This window comes from Phyllobacterium sp. 1468, assembly GCF_031455525.1.
GTDB lineage: Bacteria > Pseudomonadota > Alphaproteobacteria > Rhizobiales > Rhizobiaceae > Phyllobacterium.
The window spans coordinates 128,600-147,643 of the sequence record NZ_JAVDSX010000010.1 but is presented as its reverse complement, the minus strand read 5'-3'; the positions used below and the strand labels follow the sequence as shown (position 1 = coordinate 147,643).

The window sequence follows — 19,044 nt, the reverse complement described above, 5'->3', positions numbered from 1 at the left end:
CGGTAGTGTTGGCCCACAGTTCGAACAGCACCGACGGGACTCCGCGTTCCCTTGCACTTGATTCATCTTTTCCCACCCCGGGACGCAACGTCAAAGCTATATACGTTTCGAATATGATAAAGAGTTGCCCGCCGTGTCACGCCGCGGACATTCACACCGAAAGTTCCGAACCGGCAAAGGAGATCGTCTCGAAGTAATCGAAGCTCTGGTATTGCGGGCCGATCGCCGAAAGGTCGAAGTTATTGTTGCCCGCGCCGTCGAGGCGCAGCGCTGCAACGCAGGTACCTGATAGACGTTTTTGCTTTCCGTCGCACAGAATAGACTCAATAGCGCCGGTCATGCTCGCCCACCCATGAGAAAAGTCCCTGCTGCCCAATACAAAGTGATTGTTCCAAATTGCAACCATTGGTTGTCATCAACCAGTCCAGTAATTGAAAGGATTCTTCTGTTGTTGCCATACAGCAACAACGAAGACGCTGTTGGCGGAAGGCGATGTCGGTCATTCACCAATGATGTTTCCAAACACCCTCTCAAATCCACGAGACCAACCGCTCAAACGGCGATTCACGACGCCGCGCACCGCTGCAGAGCGCGTCGGGTCAGCAAAGAACGCCGTGGCGACGCGAAAGCATTTAGGGAAGTACTCAAACCCATCAAGTGCAGACAAATGTCGAGTCGCGCTTACGCGGGCGTTACCCAGGGTGCACCCGTTCTCAACGTCGCCGCGCATGTCGAAAATCCGATGGGGCGACCGTACGCAATTCTGGAAATTTTGATCATAGACGAGACCACGACTTGGACCAGCGTTAGCAACCGCTCTGACGTGTGAGGTGTCCCGGAGAAACCTGTGCCAAATCCGATATTGCTGGTGCAATCATCTTGTGATTCATTCCAGTGTGACGTCGTGTGTCGTAGCTGAGTCGGTTCATTTTAACCGTGGGGACAAACATGAAATTCGGCCGTTCCGCTGTTACCGCGATACTTATCGGAACAGCTTTTTTTGGATCATCAATCAATTCAACCCTCGCCGCTGAAAAGGCCCCCTTTATATATTTCGCTACATCAGACCCCTTCCTGAAGCCGGGTCAGGCGCCGACCAACAACGATATCACCATTCTCGGCGGGCCATTCGTCAAGGATGCGTTTGGTGGCGCCATCCACGTCATTGGTGCTGATTATACCTCCAATTACATTCTGGGCGCCGCCTACGGCCGCGATGTCTTTAATCTTGGCGCCGGCTTTCTTCTTGGCGGCGTCGCCGGTGCTGCGATCCGCTTCGGCGAGGATGACGACACATCCGGTGAAGTCTGGGCCGGCGTGCGGGTGCGCCAGCAGGGTCTGGTTGTCGGCGACCTAGTATTCTCTCCGGCATTCACCGCAGGCTTAAGTGCTGTGACCGGTGAAACCGAAATCGAGAAACGCAGGGAGGCGCAGAGGGGCGACGCAGATGCTTCTTTCCTCGGGTTTCTCGGGCCTGAACTGTCCGTGCGCTGGCGCGGGGCTCCCAACCTCGAATTGACCTGGCAACTGCACCACCGTTCGGGCGCAAACGGGACGTTTGGCAATATGGGCGAAGGCTCGAATGCCAATACGATCGGTATACGCTACCGCTTTTGAGAGCGTACAATCGCACAAATTTTGCGGTTAAGCTCTGCCATTGTTAAGGCTCAAAATAAAGATGGGGCCATCCTCGCGATTTCAGATTTGCCCAGCGGCCGGTCGAGCACGGTCGCGGCGTAAGACAGCGCGCAAGGACTTTAGCCTGATACCCTAGTTCACCCGGCCGCTTTTCAGCATTTTGCTATCGGCCCTGCTCTGGCGTATCAGATCGTGAGGAGATGCATGCATCCGCATCACCATGACCAATGCTTGACGCCGAATCGCGAACGCCTCTATGCATGAGACCCGCTTCCAGCACCGATGGTGAACCGGGTCGCCTTCTGCCAGATGCCAAGAAATCCCTTGGAGTAGGGCGGCGGTGTCCTGCCGTCGCACGATTTATGGCACAAAACGGCGACCAACGCGTTTTGGCAAAAACCAGGGAGGTTTGCTGTGAACAACGCAAGACAAATTACCACCGGCAATAATGACGGGCCCCTGACAAGGAAAACGCTGCCAGCCCACGCCGGCGACACTGACAATGGTGACAGGCCCGCAGAGGTTGACGTAGCCCGGACCGAGCGCGAAAACCTTATTCAGGGAAGATCGGGAACGCAAACTCGAGCGGCAGGTCGCTAATACGATCAAATCGACGCAGCAGTTTTGTTCCGGGACTAACGACAAGGAGGAGGAACCGGTTGAAACCTGAGATCCTGCACCTTAATCGAAATGGCTGGATACCTAACAACCCGCGTTTGCCCGTGCTCATCTATCGTGGCGTTGTTGCGGCGAATGGCGATGCGGCTGCGGCATTCGAAGAGCTTTTCGAACATAATGGCTGGCCCGCGCAGTGGCGAAACGGCGTATATCCCTTCCACCACTATCATACCACCGCCCATGAGGTCCTGGGCTTTGCCGGTGGCACGGCACGTCTTATGATTGGCGGGGAAGCGGGCCACGCGTTAAAAGTTCAACCCGGCGATGTAGCTGTACTGCCCGCGGGCACAGGTCATTGTCTCCTCGAAGCCAGCGTTGGTTTCCTCGTGGTGGGGGCATATCCACCGAAACAAAAGGCTGACCTGTGCCGTGAACATCCGACGCCAGATATGGTGGCGCGCATAGCGCGGATTCCTTTTCCCCTATGCGATCCAGTCGAGGGAGAAGATGGGCATCTGGTCGCATTATGGGGTCTTGGGACCACTACTCTCAACCTGACGCACAAAGAAAAGTAACCGACGATCCACTCATCACACCATCGGCGTGGATATCCAGCGGTCCGAAGGCTGTTCCAACGTCGGCCTATAGTCTGCATTCCCGTGTCGCACTGCATTTAATCAGGTTCTGCCTCAATTTCTGTGATGCGTACTTTGGCCATGTGTTTTCAACGGGATCTTGCGCGCCGGCATATCTGAGCCACTGGACGCTTGGATCGAAGACGCTATGGATTCGGGTCTGGGACGGATCGTGCGGTTCGCCAGAGTGCTCGGTCGAAACATCGATGCCGTGGAGCAACGGACAGGTGGAGGGCCAGATTAATCGTCTGAAGACCCTAAAGCGCGCGATGTACCACCGCGCTGGCGTCGAACTTCTGCGCGCTCGCATTCTCTCTTATCATCACACAAATTGAGGCAGAACCCCTTTAAGGGCAAAGCGACACTGACTATCGCCGCCGACCCGAAGCACCTCGGCGTGCGCATCGGCATCACCGCTGTGCTCCACACTTGGGGTTCGGCGATGACACACCATCCGCATGTCCATATGATCGTACCGGGCGGCGGCATCGCGTTTCGACGGGAAGCTGGGTTTCGTCGCGACCGGCAAAGCAGCGATGCCAGCGTCCTCTTATAGCCTTGGACCAATCAACGATCATAACGGAGTCGCTCCAAGGGCTTGCGTAGCGCGAATGCCGCCTTGGTGGTATAGCGGGAACAGCCACCCTTGAACGTCTCGTATATGGCGCGCATTTGCAGCCTGGCTGCTTGTGCCTCAACAACCGTTACACCTGATTGCTCGCCCTAGCGTCGGCCGCTGAGCACCGCGAAACGCCATGCTTTGAAGTTGCAGTCGACCTGGGAAAGTCCGGCATCGCGCATCCATTGCAACTGGTTTTCGACCGAGGAGCAACGATCGTGGGACATGCGCTCGTGCGCCTTGGCGATTTCCGCTTCGGATACGCCCAGCCTCCTGACCTGCTGCAGCCAGGTCCGGGCGTAGCGGGCCTCTACCTCGCAATCATGGCCAAGAACCTGCTCGGCGTTGACGAACAGGCCACCTTCGGACAAGGCGCCCCGAATGCCACCGAAGAGGTCCTTTTTTGCGGCGTCTTCCAGATGATGGATCGCCAGTGCCGATATGATGAGATCCCACGAACCGCCGAGCTCGGTATCGGCCATGTCGGCCACGGCATAGGTAATGGCCGGATTCCCATCGAAGCGTTGCCGGGCCTGCTCGAGCATTTTTTCAGAGGCATCGACGAGGTGGATCTGGGCATCGGGGTGGTGTGCAAGCACCATGCCTGCGAAAAGGCCGGTGCCGGCGCCAAGATCGAGTACACGCAGTTTCTCGGCGTCCGCCAGTCATCGATCAAGACGGATCGATGCGCGGGTGCGCGGCGAGCACGTCAACTGCCCAATAAGGTATCGTAGAATTGTGCAAGAAAGTTCAGCCGGGACTGATCTATTGTGAGGTTGTCTATTCCGCGTCCTCTTCTCTTCCGAATTCCAGGATCGTCCGGCTCCAGTCCGGTGATCCGTAGCCGTCTGGCCAGTGATACGGCTCTTTGTCGTTGAAATAGATGATGCCGGTAAGAAGGGGGAATGGATTTCTACCAGTAGAGAACTCGGAGATCTGAGACATCCATTGCTGCCTGTAGTTGGCATGACCGGCAACCCCCAGTTCGGCGACAACGACCGGTTTCCCGAACCTCTCGATTCGACGGTATTTTTCCATGAAAGTCTCGGCGAAGTCGCGTGTCGTTGCATACCGATCGCGGTCCCATTGTTCAAGTCCCCAGACCGCCACGCCGACCATGTCGACATAGGCATTTCCCGGATAATAGTCATGGAGCGCCGCTTCTCCCTTCGGAGACCACACAAAGTGAGCCCGAGGGGCAATTTTTCTGCACGCATCGACGAAGTACCGATAGGCTTTGATATAGCCCGATGCATCACGGCGGGCCCACGGGTAGCGTCCCGTCGGCTCTTCCATTTCGTGACCCCAGCGGATCCAATAATTTCCTGGGAAACTGGATACCGCACAACATACTGCCGCTATCTCACCATCGAATTTCCCACGGGTAATGTCGGCAAACAAGCGATCGCCACCATCCCGCCAATTCGCCGCCTTCGTATACGGCTCAACCGTAACCATCAACGTTCGTTTCCGCCTCACCGCAACTCGCATCTTTGCTGCAAGCATCAGCCTGTCGATGGCCTGCCAATAGACGAATACGTGCTCGATACGAGGGCCCTTGGAATGCTGATACCGGTCGTGCGGGTCATAGACTCCGAACTCCAGAGGCTTGTAACCCGCCGACGCCTTGACGAAAGGAAGTTTCGGTGCGATCGACGGTTTTCCCGTCGCGCGAATATGAGATTCATATCCCATTGCGAACTCTGCCGGCGGACCCAGCCAACACGCGAGCAATAAAACAACAACGCTCGTGCGCATCATCGGACATATCTGGCCCTGATTTGAGAAGGCCCCCACTTGAGAAAGCAGCCCCAAGTCCTTCCGACACCGCTCGGACTACGGATGTAACCCGCCGCACCACGGTAACCATTACTTGCAATCTGATTGTCGAGAACTTCTTGGTTTTCTTAATCCCCAACGTGTTCCTTTGGCCGTGAGCCACATTGGGATACTGGGTCGAAAACGATGCCGTCGTGACTGTTTTGTGAGAAACTGCCGTGCTACCGGACCCAACAGCAATCGATACACCAAAGATACATGCGTTCTTTATCATTTTAATACCGAACACTCTCTTTTTTATGTGTTCTGCGAGCATCTCCCCTGGCACTTTTCGATGATGCTCGGCTGACAATATTCAACTTAGCCGACCGCTTAGTGGATTAGTAGGTATATGAACAAGAACGGAAATCGGAGACAGCTATATCTGGAGCAGCTAGTTGGCAGATCAAAGCGCTGACGGTTACTGCAGACCAGATCTGAACGAGCCTGAGGCCTGTCATGTCTGGATGATGCCCATTTGGCAAGATGATTTTGAGCAATGAGCTTGGTGGGTGCAGTTATGTCTCTGGCCATTTGAGCGCGGTATGTTCACAAAATTGTATCGAGGAATAGCTCATGGCTGAGGCTCAAGCGAAGAAACTGACCGGCTCTGAAATCATCGGCATGAAAAAGCGGTGTGGCGATTAGGACGTTCGGCTTTCCAACGCAGCTCAAGAGAGCCCAAGCGTTCGCAGCAGGCTGTCGAATGTGATCTTTTGCTTATCCGTTTGCCAATCGCGGCGCGAATGGTCTGCGGATGCTCGCTTGTGTATGTTGCTCGGGCTATACCCGAACTGCTGCGTGAAAGCGCGACTAAAGTTTGCTGCTGAATCAAAACCGATTGCTATACCGACTTCGGCGATCTTTCGGGTGTCTGAAGGATCCGCCAACATTGCATGAGCTGCAGATAGGCGCCGGCGGCGAATATAGTTCGCAACACCACCGGACATTTCGAAAAGTTCATAGAGCCGTGTCCTCGAGATTGCCAGTTCCCGGCCGAGAGCATCGGGTGTCAGGTTGGGCGAGGCAAGATTGGCCAGGATGAACCGTCGCGCCCGCGCCATCAATCCTATCTGCGAAATCTGATCGTTGCCGCCACCACGGTCCACTAAAGGTGTGATCGTGTCGAAAACCATCTCCCGCAAGCGGTCCTTGACACCCAGAAGGTCGTCATGTGTGAAGCGATCGAGATTGGCTTCAACGCTCGAGAGATGATCGATCAGCAAATTGGCTCTGTGCCCACCCAAAACGACGTTGTTGCTTGCCGTCGTCAAACCACCTCGATCAGTAAACACGTCGACCGGAACGATCAAACTGACGGAATCGGTTGCTAACGCTCGCCCGCTAAACGGATGACCGAGCGAGCGAATTTCAATCATGCCTGGCTCATTTTGCGCAACGCGTCCATTCATGCCGGTCCAGGTACGCCCGGCACGGAGAAAAGTAATCTGCCAATGGTCAATCGGACTGAATCGCACCATGTTTGGCGAGCGTTCATAACTGAAAGCCGGAACGGTTTGTTGCAGGAACAGCATACCGCCCAAATCCCACACAGCTTGCCGGGCGACAAATCCATACTCGGGATCAACATTGTCCGGCAGGCGCGTATCCGACAGTACCGCCATGTGCTCGTGCCAGGCACGAAACTGCTTGCAGGGCGCGAGGGACTCCGTCTCAAAACGCAGCGGAATCAAGACTGTCTTCTTGGCCTCTTCGTTACCAAGGGGATCTTGCGACACGCGTGGCCAGCGACGTCGTTCTGTGGAAACGGACTGTGAATGGAGGTCATCATCTTTATCGGACATTATTGCCCCCAACCAAGACCCGAACTGCCGAAAGCTTGCGCCCTACAGTCGGGATAGTCAGCATCCCAAGGCCCTCTGCCAAATCTGCGAGGAGATGGAAATCCCAATAGAACACCCCGCCGCCCCAACACGCTCACGGTCAACGAATTCGAAAATACGATGCACAGCGTCAGGAAATCCACTTGTAGCATGCTCGACCGCTCTTTTACGTTGAATTGCTCTTTATTTTTAAGGCACCGAGCCGAAGGCCGGCACCGAAGGTTTTCGCCAGAGTAGAATCGTGCTCGTGTTACCCCCGAATCAACAGCGTGCTCTGCCGTTCCCCCTCGATCCTGAACCACCATGATCGGACATGCCAGTTCAATTACCAGTCAGCCATACGCCAATGACTGTGGTTGCATTGGTTCTTGGCTTGGGCATCTGACTGCTTTTTAAAAGGCCTTCGGTGTGTGAACGGTTAATTTGAGGGCAACCTCCTGCCACCGTCGGTGATGGTGCGGACAAACAGGTGCCGTTCTGTTGACCCGCTAATGTTCGAGTATTCAAAGTGGGTTCTGCCCTCTTTTTTGGGGGACCGCGTCATCAAATCCACGACGAACGCCTGTCGATAGCTGCAAAAATGAACGTATTGAATAGTTTTCGGATTCTTCGATATCGCAATGCTGCCACCCGAACGATATCAAAAGCCATCAAATTTGCTTCAGTAAGAAAGCCGGTAAAGCGCTGTCAGTTTCAGTAGATTTTACATTTCTTCTTTCTCATGAAGCATTGGCGCAACTATTATTTCTATTGTTGGGAGAGTTCTGTGGGCATCGTCTTCAATTCGTCAAACTTTCGCTCTGATCACGCCTCCAAGCGGCGGGTTCTTGTTGCAGGCGGCGCAGGGTTTCTAGGATCTCATCTTTGTGAACTTCTTTTGCGTGAAGGCCGGACCGTCGTCTGTGTGGACAATTTTTCCACGGGACGAATGGAAAATTTGCGCCATCTCCTGCGTTTTGACACGTTCAGCTATGTACGTCACGACATCGTTGATCCGATCGATCTGCCGGTAGACGAGATCTATAATCTCGCCTGCCCGGCGTCGCCGCCGCACTATCAGGCCGACCCGATCCATACGATGAAAACCAACGTGATCGGTTCACTCAATCTTCTTGAGCTCGCCGCACACTATCAGGCGCGGATTTTCCAGGCTTCCACATCGGAGGTCTACGGCGATCCCCATGTGCATCCGCAGCCCGAGAACTATTGGGGCAACGTCAATTCTTTCGGTCCGCGCTCCTGCTATGACGAAGGCAAGCGTTCCGCCGAGACGCTTTTCTATGACTTCCATAAACAGTATGGCGTCGACATTCGTATCGTGCGCATTTTCAATACGTATGGACCGCGCATGCGTCCAGACGACGGCCGGGTGGTATCCAACTTCATCGTACAGGCGCTCAAGGGCGAAGATATCACCGTTTATGGCGACGGATCGCAGACCCGCTCCTTCTGTTATGTGGATGACCTGATCGAAGGCTTTCACCGGCTCATGTACAGCCCTCGGGCCATTCACACGCCGGTCAACATTGGCAATCCCGGTGAATTCACCGTGCGTGAATTGGCCGAGCAAATTGTCGCCATGACGGGTTCGTCATCCAAAATCGTCTATCACCCTCTGCCGACAGACGATCCGCGCCAACGCCGGCCCGATATTACGCTGGCAGAGCGGGAGCTCGGTTGGGCGCCAAGCATTGCGCTGACGGACGGCCTGAAGTCGACAATAGCCTATTTCGAACGCCAGCTGGTGAGGCCCAACGGGGAACTCGCAGAGGTGGCATGATGAGCGGACAGAAAGTACTCGTTGTCGGCGGCGCGGGCTTTATTGGAAGTCATACCGCCAAGCTCTTGTCGAAGCAGGGTTACGAACCTGTCGTCTATGACAATCTCTCGACGGGGCATCTCGCATCCGTGCGTTGGGGAACTTTCGTCGAAGGCGACATTCTCGACACGCAGCGGCTCATTGAGGTTATCCAGGATCACAATCCCATCGCGGTGATCCATTTCGCCGCCTCGGCCTATGTCGGCGAATCTGTCGAACACCCGGCAAAATATTACCGCAATAATGTGGGCGGGACGCAGTCGCTGCTCGAAGCTTGCCGTCTCGCCGGCGCGCGCAATGTCATCTTTTCATCAAGCTGCGCAACCTATGGCGTTCCGGATCATCTGCCGATCCGCGAAGGCGAGACGCAGCGCCCCATAAACCCATACGGTCGCACCAAGCTGATCGCGGAGCAGATGCTTGCCGATTACGCGGCTGCTTATGATGTGCGCTATGTAGCACTGCGTTATTTCAATGCATCCGGAGCGGATATCGACGGAGAAATCGGCGAAACCCACGATCCCGAAACGCACCTCATTCCGCGGGCCATGATGGCTGCCGCAGGCACCATCGACTTTCTGGAAATCTTTGGCATCGATTATAATACGCCGGACGGCACCTGCATCCGTGATTACATCCATGTCGCTGATCTGGCACGCGCGCATGTGCTGGCAGTCGAACATCTCGTCAATGGCGGCAACAATCTGGCCGTCAATCTGGGCACGGGACACGGCACGTCTATCAAGGAGATTCTCGATGCTATCCGGCGCCTGACAGGCCGTAACGTGCCAGTCGAAATGCGCGCTCGCCGTGCCGGCGATCCCCCGGTGCTTTATGCCGATCCGGCGCTTGCAGCGGAAAAACTTGGGTTTCAGGCGCTTTATTCCGATCTCGATACCATCATTCGCACGGCTGCTCCCTTCTTTGGGCTGGAGGTGCGGACATGAAGACACCCCGGGCAATAACGGAGGCGGCGCGACGCGAGCCTTTGATGGTTCCGGTTTTTACCGGCTGGCGGCGCGTGGAATATCTGCTCGGTGCAGCGCTGTGGGCCGCGGCGCTTGTCTACTTTTGGCGCTGGTGGCTTGAACCTGCCAACCATGTGAACCTTGCGGGCTCCGTTCTGGTCACGGCCATCCTGGCCTGGGTGACGTTGCTGCCAGCATATTTTATCGTCCTGTTTTTCCGTGCGCGCCGCCCGAATGGCCCGTTGAGACTTCCGGCAGGAAGCCGCATCGCCATGGTGGTAACTAAGGCGCCCTCGGAACCTTTCGAGGTGGTGGCCGAGACGTTGCGCGCCATGCTGGCCCAGGATATACCGCATCACACATGGCTTGCCGATGAAGACCCTTCTCCGGCAACTCTCGCCTGGTGTGAGGAGCATGGTGTCTTCGTCTCCACCCGCAGGGGACGCGCGGACTATCACCGCAAGACGTGGCCGCGCCGCACGCGCTGCAAGGAAGGCAATCTTGCCTTCTTCTACGACCATTACGGTTATGGCGTTTATGATTTTGTGGTGCAGCTCGATGCCGATCATGTGCCGGATTCGGACTATCTGTTTCAGATGCTGCGTCCCTTCGCCGATCCGGCTGTCGGTTATGTCTCCGCGCCCAGCATCTGCGATCGCAATGCCCATGAAAGCTGGTCCGCGCGCGGACGTCTTTATGCAGAAGCCAGTATGCATGGATCGCTGCAGGCCGGTTACAACAACGGTCTGGCCCCGCTTTGTATCGGATCGCACTATGCGGTTCGCACGACAGCATTGAAGGAAATTGGCGGCCTTGGACCGGAATTGGCGGAAGATCATTCCACCACTTTGATGATGAATGCCCATGGCTGGCGCGGCGCGCATGCACTCGACGCCATCGCACATGGTGACGGACCCCGCACCTTTGCCGATCTCATCACGCAGGAGTTCCAATGGTCGCGCAGCCTGATGATGATCCTGCTGCAGTATTCGCCAAGGCTTGTTGGTAATTTGCCGCCGCGACTGAAATTCCAGTTTCTGTTCTCGCAATTCTGGTATCCCCTGTTTTCTCTTTTCATGGCGCTGATGTTCGTCTTGCCGATCATTGCGCTGGTGATCGGGGATAGCTTTGTTGCCGTCACCTATCCCGCTTTCCTGAACCATTTTATGCCCCAGGCGATCATGTTGATCGTGCTGGCTTATCGCTGGCGCGCTTCCGGCACATTCCGCTCGCATGATGCGAAAATACTCAGTGTCGAAATGACCCTGTTTTTGTTCGCGCGCTGGCCTTGGGCGCTGGCTGGAACACTGGCTGCGCTGCGCGATTGGTCAACGGGTTCATTCGTGGATTTCCGCGTCACACCGAAGGGGGCGTCCGAAGTGGATCCTCTGCCGTTCCGCGTGCTCGCACCCTACGGTTTCCTGGCGCTTCTCTCGATCCTGCCGGTGCTACTTCTCCCGGACGCCAGTGAAAACAGCCGTGGCTTTTATGTCTTCGCCATCGTCAACGCCGTGATCTATGCGCTGCTCCTGTTCGTTATCGTTCTGCAACATGCACGCGAGAATACGGTTCGCTACCGCGCGTGGTTTTATCGCCCGGCGCTTGCCGCCAGCCTGCTTGCTCTGGTGGCTCTGCCGAGCTTTGCAACGGCCGAAAGGGGACGCGACGGTATCGAGGCGCTTGCATGGGGAACCCAGAGTTTTTCCCTGTTCGATGACCGCTTTGCAGTTGCCGGCGCCGGCGTCGGCGGCCGCGATGTTCACAAAACCATCTTCAATCCGCGTTGGCGCACCAACGTTCCCAACCATTCAAACCAGCAATAAAAGGCAATCAAAAATGAAGATCGCAGTCATAGGAACCGGCTACGTTGGGTTGGTCAGTGGGACTTGTTTCGCCACCTGGGGCCATAAAGTTGTATGCGTCGACAAGAACGCCCAGAAAATTGACGGCCTCGAACGCGGCATCGTGCCGATTTACGAGCCCGGTCTGGATGAATTGGTGGAGCGCAATTCTGCGGCAGGCCGCTTGAGCTTTACGTGCAATTTGGCCGAAGCCCTGGCGGGGGCATCGGTCGTGTTCATCGCGGTTGGCACGCCGCCGCGCGCCGGTCACGGGGATGCTGATCTGTCGTTCGTTTATATGGCCGCGCGGGAACTGGCGCCGCTGATTGACGACGGTGCCGTTGTGGTCGTGAAGTCGACCGTTCCGGTGGGCACAGGCGATGTCGTGCAGAAGATCATTGGATCAGCACGCCAAACTGGCACTTTCTCGGTTGCGTCCAACCCTGAATTCTTGCGAGAGGGCGTCGCTATCAGCGATTTTCTGGAGCCCGATCGCGTCGTGATCGGGGTCGAGGATGAGCGCGCGCGCAAGGTTCTCATGGACCTCTACGGCGCGCCTCTCGAAGCGCGTGAGACACCCATCGTGGTCACCCAGCGCCGGACTTCGGAACTGATCAAATATGCCGCCAACGCGTTTCTGGCGACCAAGATCACCTTCATCAATGAACTGGCCGATCTTTGCGAACAGGTCGGCAGCAATGTCAGTGAACTGGCGCTGGGCATGGGTCTCGACAAACGTATCGGAACAAGTTTCCTCAATGCCGGTCCCGGTTACGGCGGCTCGTGCTTCCCGAAAGACACGATGGCGCTTTTGCGCACAGCTCAGGACTACGGTGTGGCGGTGCGTATCGTAGAAGAAACCGTGACCGCCAATGAAGCGCGCAAGCGCCGCATGGCTTTGAAAGTCGTGGACGCTCTGGACAGTGATGTGGAAGGCCGGACGATCGCCGTTCTGGGTCTCACTTTCAAACCCGATACAGACGACATGCGTGACGCCCCCTCCGTTCCACTCATCGAAACCCTGCAGCGTTTCGGCGCCACTATCCGAGCCCATGACCCCGTGGGTATGGACAATGCCAGCCGCATCCTCTCGGATGTCGAGTTTTTTGACGATGCCTATGAATGCGCGCGCAACGCCGATGCTGTTGTTGTCATCACGGAATGGGACAGCATTCGCAAACTCGACCTTGCGCGCCTGAAAAAGACTATGCGCCAGGCGATATTGATCGATCTCAGAAATGCCTTTGAACAGGGTGTTGCGGAAGAAATCGGGTTTCGTGTATCGGCTATCGGCCGATCAACGACGGCTCGATATGATACAAGCACCTTCGCCGCGTTGCCTCATACGGCCGAACAAGTCCATCAAGGACGAAAGCCGGAAGACGCTCATTTCGAGATGGTGGGAGGTTCCAATGGCAATCTCTAAATCTGAAAAGGTTCGTTTCCTCCCCGGCTTCCGGATAATGACGACCGTCGCCTGGGCTGTAGCCTGCATTGCAGCACCGGCGATTGCTGCGTCGTCGCAAGCTCCTGAACAGCCGGCGGGAACTCGCCCCATGACGGCCTTCGAAATCTACAGACTCTATAAGAACAAGAGCTGGCAGTGGGATAACGGAGCCGGGCAGATGACAGATGTAGATGCAGGACGGCAATTCAGTGCTTGGGCCGATGGCGAGAAGGGCAAATCCTGGGCGGAAGGGCGCTGGGTCATCGCCGAAAAAGGTCTGTTGTGTCTCAATGCGACATGGCATTCGCAGCAGGGTGCATTTCCGGCCAAGACCTGTTTCTCGCATCGTGTCGGCAATGGAACGATTTATCAAAGGCGTGAGCCCGATGGTAAGTGGTATGTGTTCCGCCACGCTGAAGCCCGCGACAGCGACGAAGCCCGCAAACTGGTTTCCACCGATCTGGTTTCCCAACAACGCGACATCATCAAAACCGCGCTTGGCGCGGCCCAGTTGCCTCAACAATAAGAAAAGGAGAGGGCGATGAAACGTCTCTTTAGACTATCCGCAGCTTTGCTTTGCGGCGCATTCGTTTCCGGTGGTGTATATGCTGCCAGCGGTGTGTCAGGAGCGAGCATTGACAGCCGCAACCCGTTTCACGACAAACGGCCCATCATCACGGCTGAATCAATAACGCCCGGTGCCTACGATCCGCACGGGGACTTTACCAACGATTCCAATTCCAAGATCGAACACCTGTTTTTGCCTTGGGAGGACGTCGATCTGACAACCCTCGGTGCCGCAGATGCATATGCGCAGGCGCGCGGGCGGTCCCTTTTGATCACCATCGAACCGTGGTCATGGGCGCGTGACTGGCGCGTCAGCCCGGATGATCTGCTCAGCGGGATTCTGGCAGGACGGTACGATTCCAACATGTCGGCGGTCTGCTCTGCGGCTGCACAGCTGAAAAGCCCTGTCACCATCCGCTGGGCGCAGGAGATGGAAGATAATGACGGGCAATTCACCTGGGCTTTCTGGAAGCCGGAGGGCTATGTGAAGGCCTATCGACATGTCAACGATGTATGCCGCAAGCAATTTCCCACGGCCAAATATATGTGGTCGCCGAAAGGAGAAGAAGGCCTGGAAGCCTATTATCCGGGGGATGAATATGTCGACATTATCGGTCTGTCGGTCTTTGGCTATCAACCCTATGACAAATTGGACGTCGGTCACGACACGACGTTTGTTGAGCGGACGAAACCCGGATACGATCGTGTGGCACGCTTTGGCAAACCGATCGCCATTGCCGAGCTTGGCTACGAAGGCGACGACGATTATGTGCGCGGCTGGGCTGCAGAAGCAAACAAGCCACATACCGAGTTCCCTGCCATGACTGCGGTTGTCTACTTCAATGATCGTGAAGTTTATGAGTGGCCGAGGAATGTCGGCAGACCTGATTGGCGCGTCGCCAACCATCCGCTGGACTGATCTTCGGCTTTTCACCGGCGGTTCGACTTTTCATCACGTTGTTGCCGAACCGCTCCATCCCTTGTTTCTATGCGATTCCAAACGCAGGAGCTTACCATTCTCGCTGGAACTGCTTTGTTAGTCAGGAAGTAAAAATGTATTCGATCCGTTCAATTATCGTAAGTACGACGCTATCCGTACTCTTGCTCGCGGGCCATGCCAGCGCCGCATCCAGGCCACAAACGGACGACGTGACGGCAAAGCTTGCCGCCGCGGCGTCGCCGATGAAGGCCATGGCACTGGAAAAGCTCTATGCCGGCCGTACATGGAAATGGAAAACCGGTGGTGGATTTTTTTCCGCTGACCGGAATCAGTTTGCCGCGGTGTCGCGCGAAGGGGCGGCCTGGTCCTACGGCGAGGGCCGCTGGTACGCGACCAATGGCGGGAAGCTCTGCTTGCAGGCTCTGTGGTCAAACAGGATGGGAGGAAGCGGCGCTGTCACTTGTTTCCTGCATCGCGAAAAGGACGGCGTCATTTATCAAAAGCCAAGCTTGGGCGGCAGCTGGTATGTGTTCCGGCATAATCCCGCCCAGAAGGATGATGAAGCGCTCAAGCTGGTCAAAGGCGATCGGGTGAGCAAGGAGGTGTCTCGTCTCAAGGACGTTCGTCGATAATTTGGTGAGGAGCTGCCGGGCGGACCAGGCGCGACAGCTCCTTTATTACGACATCTCTCTTTAAACGTTCGGCCGTTTGAGGACGCCTGGAGCATAGCAACGCGCTTTTTGCCCAAAGCCGCTGGGCGTACAGACATAAGGATTGCTGTTCATATATTGCGAGGCGGACACCTTCACGATCTTGCCAGCAGATTTGCCATAACGAATTTCATTATTGACCCGATATTTGACGAGGTAGACGGATCGCATCTCTTGTTTTGGTTTGCGGCTTTCTCCGGCTTGTGCGCTTGCGCCAAGAACCGTGGCAACCGTCAGTCCGACTGCCGCTGCCGCCATCCATTTTAGACTGGGCCGATGCGCGATAGAAAACGTCATGTAGTAGCCTCCAATGTTGTTGTTCTGGAGAGCGTTTTAGCGAACAGGATTTAAGCTTCCGGTCGAACTTTCCTGAGAATTTTATGCAAGTTGTTGGTTCTCGACCGGCGCGACTGAAAAGTCATCGGAGGACTAAATCTTCCCTTTCACGCCCGGCACAGCGCCATTGATCAATTACTAACTCGCACGTATAGCAGCGATGCGTACCGCTTTGATGGATGTCGGCTTAAGCCTCACCGCGGCATGGAATCCGCACCTGTATAAGCGCACAAGTGGCGGATAAATGTTCCTTTGAAAATGCCGTTTTCGAACTCCTTAGCGCTCGCATGCTTCCTTGTCATCACAGAATTGAGGCAGAACCTGATTAAAATGCAGTGCGACCACACCGTGGCTTCATTGCCGAGCGACTTGAACACAACCCGATGTCGGCAAACTGAGATAGGACCCGTTTCTTTCCTTGATCCCGATAGAACTTCAGTTCGGACAACCGAGCCAAAGTCGTCAATTGAAGGTGGTCACGCTGAGTTTCAGGCTTCCGTCAGCCCGCCGTGCATTCACTGAACTTCGAGGCTGACTACCGCGTTTTCGAGTGTTTTACAAACGAAAGTGGCACCGCCCGTGACCTTGCCCTCGACCTTCACCCGATTACCCTTTCTGTTGAATGTCATAGTCGGGGGGACGGAGGTGGGCCTGAGGTTTTGTTTCGCAAGCGCAGCAGTGCACGCGGCAAGAGTGCGTTTTTTCTCAGAGCTCGCCTGCGCGCTGGTGACCAGAAAAATGGCTGCCAAGGGCACCGCGGTGATCAGATACTTTTTCATAGAACCCCTTGCCATCTGCAAATTTCGCGAACTAGCACCCGGCTGTGCCGGAACCAGCATTGGAGCAAGGAAGGCGGTTGGCTCCGCTTGCACCAGAGTCTCCGTGATTGCCGTTTTTCCCGCTACCGCTTCCGCCTTTCCCACTTCCACCTTTGCCCCCGCCACCCTTTCCACCACCACCATTGCCCCCGCCGCCTTTTCCGCCTCCCCCTCCACCATTGCCTCCCCCGCCGCCGCCTCCACCGCCACCGCCACCTCCTTTAGCGCCAGTCATGGTGATGCCTGCCGCATAGAGCAGCCCGGCGCTAAGCGCGGATAGGAATGCACGACGTGATGCAGACATTGCCGATCTCCCTAAAAAAATTGTTCGCAACAGCCGATTAGAATAACGGTTCGCTGGAACTTGATATTTCCTCATAGGACGAAGTGTGTATGTGAGGTGAGCACAATATTAATCTGTGAAGATCCTATTGCGGAAACCAGACAATCCGGTGCTGCTTCCTCCACGAACCGATTTCGAGCAGCATAAATACAAGCCTTGGCAAACCAAATCTTCACCCAAACGGGTGATGCCACGCACAATAATCGCTCTACATTGGACCGTGCTGCGCGGCTTGGACGAACCGACCGTCAGCAGGGGGACAAATGTCATGCTTGCGATCCGGATTGGACGGTGGTGTTTGCCGCGCTTGGCAAAATCAAACCGCTTTCTGCTGATCTTCTTGTTGACCATGGGAAGTCTTGCCACATCTGCCTATGCCGAAGGTAAATTCGAACAGTCGAGCTGCTGGTTCGACCTGCCGCGAGATCGCGAACTAAAGTGCGGGTACCTGACCGTCCCCGAGAACCGCAACAAAACAACCAGTCGACTGATCAAGCTGCCAGTGGTCGTTTTCGAACCTGATCGAACGCGGCACGAGCCGATTGTTTACCTGACCGGGGGACCTGGTCAAATGGCCATGATCGACAACGGAGAAGATATTGCCCAGTGGTTGAGTTTCATCGACAACGGCCGATGGTTGCGCGGCAGACGGCTCGTCGTGGTGGATCAGCGGGGTGTGGGCCGCGCGGAACCTCCATTGGATTGCTCAGCACATTACACACCGTCGGTATGGAGCGAGGTCGTCTCCAAGGTCGATGAAGTGGTTGAGTTTGACTTGGCGCAGAAACGCGATGTTACGGCGTGCCGCGATGCCTTGTTAAAGAAGGGCATCGACCTAAGGGCCTACAACACAATCGAAAACGCAGCCGACATCCACGATTTGCGCATCGCGCTTGGCATCGAAAAATGGGTGTTGTACGGCATTTCGTACGGAACGAAACTCGCCCTGCAGGTGCTGGAAGACCATCCCGAGGACGTAGTCGCTGTTGTCCTCGATTCGACGCTTCCCCTTGATGTGGGATATGTTGACCAGGGTTCCAACAGTCTCGACAGCGCACTAAGAACGCTCGAAATGGATTGCAACAAGCACTCGGGCTGTTCCAAAAATTTTCCAAATCTGATGACGATGATCGGCGGGATAGTGCAGCAACTCAATGTCCAGCCTGTGTTGCTTCGGCTAGGGGACGTCGAAGGATCGGTCCGCTTCATACGGGTGTCGGGAGACGATTTTCTTGAGCTGCTGTTCGACGGCTTCTACGACCGAGGTGCGATCGAAGTGCTGCCGCAGTTGATCAAGGACACCAACGAGCAGGATTACAGAATGCTCGTCGAAATACTTGGTGACGATCTGTCCGGGGACGATAAATCCGATTTTGCGGATGGGGTTCATATTTCCATCGTGTGCAATGACAACGTTCCTCCCTCTGCGCCAACCGTTAAATTCCCGCTCTTCGACCACTGGGCAGCGGACAACATCTATACGTGGGCGTGCCCGCTTTGGCCGTCGGCAAAACCCGTTGAAACTCACAAATCGCTCAAGGCAAATCAGGTTCCGGTTCTGCTGTTGTCCGGAGAATATGACCCAGCGACACCCTCAAAATGGTCGAAATATGTCGCAGGGAATACCGGGAGCAGCCAGCTGGTGGTATTCCGTGGCATAGGTCACGATGTAGTCGATACGACACCTTGCGGCGGGGAGGTAGTCTCAGATTTTTTGAACGCCCCAAAAGCTCCAATCACGACACCCTGTCTAGCCAAGATGGAAGGACCAAATTTTTTGGGTCCTGAGGAAGATTCACCTCCGGCGTCGGAAGCTTTGGCCGTCTCCCCCTTGCCGAGGAAGCACTGGGTGTCAGGTCCGTAGTTTCTCCGCGAGCATAGTATTTTCAGATATCCCTGAGACGGACGGCTGAGGTCTGCCTGCACTGCGGCGAGCGAGCCTCACTATGGGCCTCCCGGTGGAGACTAACTAGAACGATTTCCAGCATTGGACTTGCGACCTTGTCTCAAACAAGAATTGGTCGCGTGTCCGATTGGCTATAATCGTATTGACTAGGCTCCCTCGAACTCGGAGGACTCGATG

Annotated in this window: 17 protein-coding genes and 2 pseudogenes; 12 read left to right on the top strand and 7 right to left on the bottom strand. The window is 55.6% G+C overall.

Annotation, left to right across the window (positions count from 1 at the left end):
* Nucleotides 1–151: 151 nt before the first annotated feature.
* Both J2X72_RS22030 and J2X72_RS22025 read right to left on the bottom strand, forming a co-directional pair.
* Nucleotides 152–340, bottom strand: coding sequence for a hypothetical protein (locus J2X72_RS22030; protein WP_310075476.1), 189 nt, complete (start codon nucleotides 338–340; stop codon nucleotides 152–154).
* On the bottom strand, nucleotides 324–503 hold the full coding sequence (locus J2X72_RS22025) for a hypothetical protein (protein ID WP_310075474.1): 180 nt from the start codon (nucleotides 501–503) through the stop codon (nucleotides 324–326). The genes J2X72_RS22030 and J2X72_RS22025 overlap by 17 nt, the downstream gene beginning before the upstream one ends.
* A gap of 445 nt (nucleotides 504–948) precedes the next feature.
* Here J2X72_RS22025 and J2X72_RS22020 point away from each other — a divergent pair, with 445 nt between their 5' ends.
* The 4 genes and pseudogenes from J2X72_RS22020 to J2X72_RS22010 form a co-directional block, all read left to right on the top strand.
* Nucleotides 949–1,617, top strand: a complete 669-nt coding sequence (locus tag J2X72_RS22020; RefSeq protein ID WP_310075472.1) for a hypothetical protein — start codon at nucleotides 949–951, stop codon at nucleotides 1,615–1,617.
* A gap of 680 nt (nucleotides 1,618–2,297) precedes the next feature.
* On the top strand, nucleotides 2,298–2,831 hold the full coding sequence (locus tag J2X72_RS22015; RefSeq protein ID WP_310075470.1) for a cupin: 534 nt from the start codon (nucleotides 2,298–2,300) through the stop codon (nucleotides 2,829–2,831).
* Nucleotides 2,832–2,936: 105 nt separating this feature from the next.
* Nucleotides 2,937–3,226 (top strand): annotated as a pseudogene (locus tag J2X72_RS25120) (ISL3 family transposase); the annotation flags it as partial.
* 29 nt (nucleotides 3,227–3,255) lie between these two features.
* A pseudogene (locus J2X72_RS22010) lies at nucleotides 3,256–3,384 on the top strand (transposase); the annotation flags it as partial.
* Nucleotides 3,385–3,614: 230 nt separating this feature from the next.
* On the opposite strand, the gene J2X72_RS22005 reads toward J2X72_RS22010, so the two are convergent.
* The 3 genes from J2X72_RS22005 to J2X72_RS21995 form a co-directional block, all read right to left on the bottom strand.
* A complete protein-coding gene (locus tag J2X72_RS22005; RefSeq protein WP_310075469.1) occupies nucleotides 3,615–4,112 on the bottom strand; it encodes a methyltransferase domain-containing protein in 498 nt (165 codons plus the stop codon).
* 178 nt (nucleotides 4,113–4,290) lie between these two features.
* Nucleotides 4,291–5,325 carry a glycosyl hydrolase gene (locus J2X72_RS22000; protein ID WP_310075468.1) on the bottom strand — a complete coding sequence of 345 codons (1,035 nt, stop codon included), beginning with the start codon at nucleotides 5,323–5,325 and terminating at the stop codon, nucleotides 4,291–4,293.
* A gap of 674 nt (nucleotides 5,326–5,999) precedes the next feature.
* Nucleotides 6,000–7,133: a helix-turn-helix domain-containing protein gene (locus J2X72_RS21995; RefSeq protein ID WP_310075467.1), complete on the bottom strand. Its 1,134-nt coding sequence runs from the start codon at nucleotides 7,131–7,133 to the stop codon at nucleotides 6,000–6,002.
* A gap of 805 nt (nucleotides 7,134–7,938) precedes the next feature.
* On the opposite strand from J2X72_RS21995, the gene J2X72_RS21990 reads away from it, so the two are divergent.
* The 7 genes from J2X72_RS21990 (at nucleotide 7,939) to J2X72_RS21960 (ending at nucleotide 15,386) form a co-directional block, all read left to right on the top strand.
* Nucleotides 7,939–8,952: a UDP-glucuronic acid decarboxylase family protein gene (locus J2X72_RS21990; protein ID WP_405044759.1), complete on the top strand. Its 1,014-nt coding sequence runs from the start codon at nucleotides 7,939–7,941 to the stop codon at nucleotides 8,950–8,952.
* Nucleotides 8,952–9,938 (top strand): UDP-glucose 4-epimerase GalE, encoded by a 987-nt coding sequence (galE, locus tag J2X72_RS21985; RefSeq protein WP_310075464.1) that lies wholly within the window; start codon nucleotides 8,952–8,954, stop codon nucleotides 9,936–9,938. The genes J2X72_RS21990 and galE overlap by 1 nt, the downstream gene beginning before the upstream one ends.
* Nucleotides 9,935–11,782, top strand: a complete 1,848-nt coding sequence (locus tag J2X72_RS21980; protein WP_310075462.1) for a glycosyltransferase family 2 protein — start codon at nucleotides 9,935–9,937, stop codon at nucleotides 11,780–11,782. Before galE ends, J2X72_RS21980 begins: the two co-directional genes overlap by 4 nt.
* A 13-nt stretch (nucleotides 11,783–11,795) precedes the next feature.
* Entirely contained in the window at nucleotides 11,796–13,226 is a 1,431-nt protein-coding gene (locus tag J2X72_RS21975) for a UDP-glucose/GDP-mannose dehydrogenase family protein (protein ID WP_310075460.1), read from the top strand.
* Complete coding sequence (locus J2X72_RS21970; protein WP_405044758.1) at nucleotides 13,213–13,773, top strand: DUF995 domain-containing protein; 561 nt, start codon at nucleotides 13,213–13,215, stop codon at nucleotides 13,771–13,773. Before J2X72_RS21975 ends, J2X72_RS21970 begins: the two co-directional genes overlap by 14 nt.
* Nucleotides 13,774–13,788: 15 nt before the next feature.
* Nucleotides 13,789–14,733, top strand: a complete 945-nt coding sequence (locus J2X72_RS21965) for a glycoside hydrolase family 26 protein (RefSeq protein WP_310075459.1) — start codon at nucleotides 13,789–13,791, stop codon at nucleotides 14,731–14,733.
* Nucleotides 14,734–14,867: 134 nt separating this feature from the next.
* Nucleotides 14,868–15,386, top strand: coding sequence for a DUF995 domain-containing protein (locus J2X72_RS21960; protein WP_310075457.1), 519 nt, complete (start codon nucleotides 14,868–14,870; stop codon nucleotides 15,384–15,386).
* 60 nt (nucleotides 15,387–15,446) lie between these two features.
* On the opposite strand, the gene J2X72_RS21955 is transcribed toward J2X72_RS21960, so the two are convergent.
* Nucleotides 15,447–15,761: a hypothetical protein gene (locus J2X72_RS21955; RefSeq protein WP_310075454.1), complete on the bottom strand. Its 315-nt coding sequence runs from the start codon at nucleotides 15,759–15,761 to the stop codon at nucleotides 15,447–15,449.
* A gap of 554 nt (nucleotides 15,762–16,315) precedes the next feature.
* Nucleotides 16,316–16,828, bottom strand: coding sequence for a hypothetical protein (locus J2X72_RS21950; protein WP_310075453.1), 513 nt, complete (start codon nucleotides 16,826–16,828; stop codon nucleotides 16,316–16,318).
* A 401-nt stretch (nucleotides 16,829–17,229) separates the two neighbouring features.
* On the opposite strand from J2X72_RS21950, the gene J2X72_RS21945 reads away from it, so the two are divergent.
* Nucleotides 17,230–18,825, top strand: a complete 1,596-nt coding sequence (locus tag J2X72_RS21945; protein ID WP_310075451.1) for an alpha/beta hydrolase — start codon at nucleotides 17,230–17,232, stop codon at nucleotides 18,823–18,825.
* The last annotated feature ends 219 nt before the right edge of the window (nucleotides 18,826–19,044 follow it).